This window comes from Streptomyces toyocaensis, assembly GCF_000725125.1.
Taxonomy (GTDB): Bacteria; Actinomycetota; Actinomycetes; order Streptomycetales; family Streptomycetaceae; genus Streptomyces; species Streptomyces toyocaensis.
In genome coordinates, this window is record NZ_JFCB01000017.1 from 151,530 (window position 1) to 157,973 (window position 6,444).

Genomic DNA, 6,444 nt, shown 5'->3' on the forward strand with positions numbered 1-6,444 from the left:
GCACAGTATATCCGGGCGGGAGCGGAATTGTCAAACACCGAATTTCCGGACGCTGAATTCCGGCAGGAACAGGAATTCATCGACGGACTGTACGCACGGGTGGACGTCCTGCGCGGCGACGCCGAGGCGGGCGTCACGGACGCGCTCGCCCAGGGCCACACCCCCCGGCAGGCCAGGCTGGAGCGGGACATCCTCGTCGCCGAGCGCTCCGGGCTGCTCGCCGCGCTGAACGCGGTGGACGGCTCCCTCTGCTTCGGCCGGATCGACCTCGCCTCCGGGGCCACCCACCACATCGGCCGGATCGGCCTGCGCGCCGACGACGCCGAACGCACGCCCGTCCTCATCGACTGGCGCGCCGACGTGGCCCGCCCCTTCTACCTGGCCACCGGCCACACCACGATGGGCCTCAGGCGCCGCCGGCACATCGCCACCGAGGGCCGCCGGGTCACCGCCCTGCACGACGAGATCCTCGACCTCGGCGACGAGACCCGCACCGGTCACGAGGACCCCGCCGGCGACGCCGTACTGCTCGCCGCGCTCGACTCCGCGCGCACCGGCCGCATGGGCGACATCGTGCGCACCATCCAGGCGGACCAGGACCGCATCATCCGCGCCCCGCACCGCGGGGTCATGGTCGTCGAGGGCGGACCCGGCACCGGCAAGACCGCCGTCGCCCTGCACCGCGCCGCGTTCCTCCTCTACGAGCACCGCGAGCTGCTGGCCCGCCGTGCCGTCCTGATCGTCGGCCCCAACCCGGCGTTCCTCGGCTACATCGGCGAGGTGCTCCCCAGCCTCGGCGAGACCGGCGTGCTCCTGGCCACCGTCGGTGAGCTGTTCCCCGGCGTGCGGACCACCCGGACGGACACCCCCGAGGCCGCGGCCGCCAAGGGCCGCGCGGAGATGGCCGACGTCCTCGCCGACGTGGTGCGCGAGCGGCAGGCGCTGCCCGACCCGGTGATCACGATCGAGCACGACCGCGAGATCCTCATGCTGGACGACGGCCTGGTGAACGTCGCCCGCGAGCGCACCCGCGCCACCGGGCTGCCGCACAACGTGGCCCGCGAGCACTTCGAGGGCCACATCCTCAACGCGCTCACCGACATGGTCGCCGAGCGCATCGGCACCGACCCCTACGACGGCGGCAACCTGCTCGACCCGAGCGACATCACCCAGATCCGCGACGAGCTCGCCGAGAACCCCGAGGTCTGGTCCGCCATCGACCGGCTGTGGCCCCGGATCACCCCGCAGCGCCTGGTCGCCGACTTCCTCGCCGCGCCCGAGGGTCATCTGTCCGGCGAGGACGCCGCCGCGGTCCGCCGCCCGGTCACCCGGCACTGGACCGTCTCCGACGTGCCCCTGCTCGACGAGGCCGCCGAACTCCTCGGCGAGGACGACCGCCTCGCCCGCGCACGGGCCGAACGCGAGCGGCAGACGCAGATCGCCTTCGCGCAGGGCGTCCTGGACGTCTCGTACGCCTCCCGCACCTACGAGTTCGAGGACAAGGAGGACGACGACCCGGACTCCTCCGAGGTGCTGTCCGCGCACGACATCATCGACGCCGAGCGCTTCGCCGAACGGCACGAGGAGGACGACCACCGCAGCGCCGCGGAGCGCGCCGCCGCCGACCGCACCTGGGCGTTCGGGCACATCGTCGTCGACGAGGCGCAGGAGCTGTCCCCGATGGCCTGGCGGCTGCTCATGCGGCGCAGCCCCACCCGCTCGATGACCCTCGTCGGCGACCCGGCGCAGACGTCGGAGGCGGGCGGAGTCGGGTCCTGGGCGGACATCCTCACCCCCTATGTCGAGGACCGCTGGGAACACAACCGGCTCGGCGTCAACTACCGCACGCCCGCGGAGATCATGGAGGTCGCCGCCGCCGTGGTCCGCGCCGCGCACCCCGGTTTCGAGCCGCCCGGCTCGGTGCGTTCCACCGGGGTGCGCCCCTGGGCCCGCGCCACCGGCGATCTGCCCGGCGCCGCTGCCGAGGCCGTCGCGGACCTCACTCCCGCCGAGGGCCGCCTCGCCGTCATCGCCCCGCGCGAGCTGCACCGCGCCCTGGCCGCCCGGCTGGACGGGGTCACGGCCGGCGGCGAACCCGATCTGACGCACGACGTCGTGCTGCTCGACCCGCGCCAGGCCAAGGGACTGGAGTTCGACTCGGTCCTCGTGGTGGAACCGGGCCGCTACGGCACCAGCGATCTGTACGTGGCGCTCACCCGCGCCACCCAGCGGCTCGGCATCCTGCACACCGAGCCGCTGCCGGAGCCGCTGGCCGAGGCCCTGCGGTAGGTCACGGACCCGGTCTCAGGCCGGGCGCAGCCACACCGTCGACAGGGGCGGCAGGGTCAGCCGGATGCTCGCCGGGTGGCCGTGCCAGCCCCGCGGCTCCGGCTTGACCGGGTCGGGGTTCGTGACGTCACCGCCGCCGTAGCGGCCGGCGTCGGTGTTCAGGACCTCGTGCCAGGCGGGCACGTCGTCGGGGACCCCGATCCGGTAGTCCTGCCGGACCACGGGCGCGAAGTGGCTCACCGCGAGCAGCGGGGAGCCGTCGGAGTCGTACCGCAGGAAGGCGAAGACGTTGTCCTCGGCGGCGTCCCCGGTCACCCACCGGAAGCCGGACGGCTCGGTGTCGCCCCGCCACAGCGCCGGGGTCCCGCGGTACACGGTGTTGAGGTCCCGCACCAGGTCGCGCACCCCGCGGTGGTCGGCCTCCGCGCCGTAGTGCGGGTCCAGCAGCCACCAGTCGGGGCCGTGCACCTCCGACCACTCGGCGCCCTGCGCGAACTCCTGTCCCATGAAGAGGAGCTGCTTGCCCGGGTGGGCCCACATGAAGCCCAGGTAGGCGCGGAGACCGGCGCGCTGCTGCCACCAGTCGCCGGGCATCTTCGACACCAGCGACCGCTTGCCGTGCACCACCTCGTCGTGCGAGATCGGCAGCACGTAGTTCTCGCTGTAGGCGTACACCATCGAGAACGTCATCTCGCCGTGGTGGTAACGGCGGTGGACCGGCTCGTGGCTCATGTACGCGAGCGAGTCGTGCATCCAGCCCATGTTCCACTTCAGCCCGAACCCCAGCCCGCCGAAGCCACTCGGGCCCTTGTGGTGGGTGGCCCGGGTGACGCCGTCCCAGGCCGTGGACTCCTCCGCGATGGTCACGACCCCCGGCACCCTGCGGTACACGGTCGCGTTCATCTCCTGCAGGAACGCCACCGCGTCCAGGTTCTCCCGGCCGCCGTGCTCGTTCGGCGTCCACTGGCCCGGCTCGCGCGAGTAGTCGAGGTAGAGCATGGAGGCGACCGCGTCCACCCGCAGGCCGTCGATGTGGAACTCCTCGCACCAGTACAGCGCGTTGGCCACCAGGAAGTTGCGCACCTCCCGCCGCCCGAAGTCGAACTCCAGGGTGCCCCAGTCCGGGTGCGCGGCCCGCAGCGGGTCCTCGTGCTCGTACAGCGGCCGGCCGTCGAACTCGGCGAGCGCCCACTCGTCGCGCGGGAAGTGCGCGGGCACCCAGTCCATCAGCACGCCGATCCCGGCCCGGTGCAGGGCGTCGACCAGGTACCGGAAGTCGTCGGGGGAGCCGAGCCGGGCCGTGGGCGCGTAGAACCCCGTGACCTGGTAACCCCAGGAGCCGCCGAACGGGTGCTCGGCGACCGGCATCAGCTCGACGTGGGTGAAGCCGAGGTCCTTGACGTACGCGGGGAGCTGCTCGGCCAGCTGACGGTACGTCAGCCCGGGTCGCCAGGACGGCAGGTGCACCTCGTACACGGAGAACGGCGCCCGGTGCGCGGGCACCTCCGCCCGCCGCTCCAGCCACGAGGCGTCGCCCCACTCGTACGCCGAGGACGTGACGACGGACGACGTCGCCGGCGGCACCTCCGTACGGCGGGCCATCGGGTCGGCGCGCATCGTCTTCGAGCCGTCGGGGCGGGTGATCTCGAACTTGTACAGCTCGCCCTCGCCGATCCCCGGCACGAACAGCTCCCACACCCCGGTGCCGCCCAGCGACCGCATGGGGAAACCGGTGGCGTCCCAGAAGTTGAAGGAGCCCGCCACCCGCACACCGCGCGCGTTCGGCGCCCACACCGAGAACCGGGTGCCGGTGACGCCCTGGTGCGTCATCGGGTGCGCGCCCAGCACCGTCCACAGCTCCTCGTGCCGGCCCTCGCCGATCAGATGCAGGTCGAGCTCGCCGAGCGTGGGCAGGAAGCGGTACGCGTCCTCGGTCTCCACAACCGTGTCCTCGTACGTCACGAGCAGCCGGTACGCCGGGACCTCGCGCAGCGGGAGCAGACCCGAGAAGAACCCGTCACCGTCGTCGTGCAGGTCCACGGTCAGGCCCCCGGAGAGGACGGTCACCGCCCGGGCGTACGGCCTGAGCGCCCGGAAGACGACCCCGCCGGGCACCGGATGCGCGCCGAGCACGGAGTGCGGGGCGTGGTGCGTACCGCTCAGCAGCCGCTCCCGGTCGCCGGCGTCCACGGCGGGGGAGACGGCGATCTCCGTCTCGGGCGGGGCGGGCTGCGGGGCGGCCGTCCCCGGCACGACCGTCCTCTTCGCCGGGGCCTTCTTCGCGGCCTTCTTCACCGCCTTCTTCAGCGGGCTCCCGGACGCCTTCTCCGACGCCTTCTTCGTGGCCTTCCTCACCGTCGCCTTCTCGGCCGCCGCCTTCTTGGCCGTGGCCTTCGCCGCCCCGGCGGCGGTCTTCTTCGCCGGGGCCTTCTTCGCAGTGTCCTTCTTCACGGCTGCCTTCTTCCGCGCGGGCGCCGGTGGCTCGGTGCGCCGCTGCTCGGCCGGCTGCTCCGGATGCGAACCGCTGGACTCGGGGCGGGGGGTCACGGGCGAAGCCTCCTGGAACGAAGGTCGGACGGGTCAGGTCAGGTCGGACGTGGCGAGCCGCCGTACGGCGGCCATCGGCACGGGGAGCCAGTCGGGGCGGTGCCGGGCCTCGTAGACCGCCTCGTAGACCGCCTTGTCGGTCTCGTACGCGCGCAGCAGCACCGGCTCCGTGCGGGGGTCCCGGCCCCCGGCCTCCGCGTACCCGGAGCAGTACGCCGCCCGGCAGTGCTCGGCCCACTCCGGCTGCGGCGGGTCCACCGAACGCGCCGCGTAGTCGAAGGAGCGCAGCATCCCGGCCACGTCCCGCATCGTCGGCTGCGGCATCCGCCGCTCGGCCAGCGGCCGGGCCGGCTCCCCCTCGAAGTCGATCAGCGACCACTCACCGCCACCGCCGAAGGCGTGCGAGGTGTCCCCGGCCGGGGACCGCAGGCACTGCCCGAGGTGCAGGTCACCGTGGATCCGCTGGGCGGTCCAGGTGCGGCCGCCGGCGGCCAGGTCGTCCAGCGCCGTGTACGCGGAGCGCAGTCCGTCCGCGTACGGCCGCAGCGCGGGCACCGCGTGCACGGCGGCCTCGAGCCGCTCCGCCATGCCGTCCACGAGGTGGCGCAGCTGGGAGTGGCCCAGGGTGACCGTCGGCAGCGCGCGGGCCAGCGCGGTGTGCACCTCGGCTGTCGCCCGCCCGAGGGCCCGCGCCTCGGCGAGGAAGTCCTCGCCCTTGGCCAGCTCCCGCAGCGCCAGCTCCCAGCCGTCCGTCGCGCCCTGCACGAACGGCTGCAGCACTCCCAGGACGTACGGTTCGGCCGGGGGCGGGCCGGGCGTATCCCCGGGGTCCGCCACCAGCCAGGCCGTCGGCGGGGGCACCCGGGAGCAGCCCTCGCGTGCCAGCGCCAGCGGCAGCTCCAGATCGGGATTGATCCCGGGTACGACCCGGCGCAACAGCTTCAGAATGAACGTATCTCCGTAGACGACCGACGAGTTCGACTGCTCGGCGGTCATCAGGCGCGGCACCAGGCCGGACCGGATCTCCTGGCGCGGGTCCCGCTCGAAGCGAAGCCCGCCGATCCGGGCCTGGGCGCGCAGGGCCTCCAGGAGCAGTTCGGCGGGCCGGGTGTCGTGCAGCGCCTCGTAGACCGTCCGTCCGGCCAGGGGGCCCTGCGTCACATGACCGATCAGCGCGGGCGCCAGCCGGGGCGGCAGCGCCTCGCGCACGCCTATGAGCAACTGGTAGCAGTCGCCGGGCTGCTCCTGCCCGCCGTGGCCGGGCTGGAGCGGCTGGTGGGCGCGCACCAGCAGGTGGTACAGGCCCAGCTTCGCGGTGGGCGGCAGCAGTTCCGTGGCCGCGACCAGGGCGAACCCGGTGACCGGGCGGCCCTTGCCCGCGAACCAGCGCTGCCGCGGCAGCCATTCCCTGAGCAACGGGTCCAGGGACGCAAGGAGCCCGGGCGGTGTCGTGACGGTACGTGTGACGGCTTCCGACATGGCGTCGCGTCCTTTCCCCTCTTTCGGCGCGCCACGGCGGGCGCCGCCGGTGGGCGGGGTGTTACTGATGCGTGCCCAGGGCGGGCCGGTGAAAACCGCCCCGCCCCGGGTTCTAGGCGGCGTCCTTGC

General features: G+C 73.5%; 3 protein-coding genes. 1 reads left to right on the forward strand and 2 read right to left on the reverse strand.

Annotated elements, in window-relative coordinates; all coding sequences use genetic code 11:
• Positions 1-9 precede the first annotated feature (9 nt).
• Positions 10-2,289 (forward strand): HelD family protein, encoded by a 2,280-nt coding sequence (locus BU52_RS19550; RefSeq protein ID WP_078903334.1) that lies wholly within the window; start codon positions 10-12, stop codon positions 2,287-2,289.
• A 15-nt stretch (positions 2,290-2,304) separates the two neighbouring features.
• Here the strand turns inward: BU52_RS19550 and glgB are convergent, their stop codons facing one another.
• Complete coding sequence (gene glgB / locus BU52_RS19555; protein WP_078903335.1) at positions 2,305-4,836, reverse strand: 1,4-alpha-glucan branching enzyme; 2,532 nt, start codon at positions 4,834-4,836, stop codon at positions 2,305-2,307.
• Between the two features lie 33 nt (positions 4,837-4,869).
• Positions 4,870-6,315: a maltokinase N-terminal cap-like domain-containing protein gene (locus BU52_RS19560; RefSeq protein ID WP_037936058.1), complete on the reverse strand. Its 1,446-nt coding sequence runs from the start codon at positions 6,313-6,315 to the stop codon at positions 4,870-4,872.
• Positions 6,316-6,444: the final 129 nt, after the last annotated feature.

Bases quoted from the DNA above. Each gene is read 5' to 3' on its own strand.
- BU52_RS19560 (WP_037936058.1), bottom strand. From the start codon at position 6,315: ATGTCGGAAGCCGTCACACGTACCGTCACGACACCGCCCGGGCTCCTT.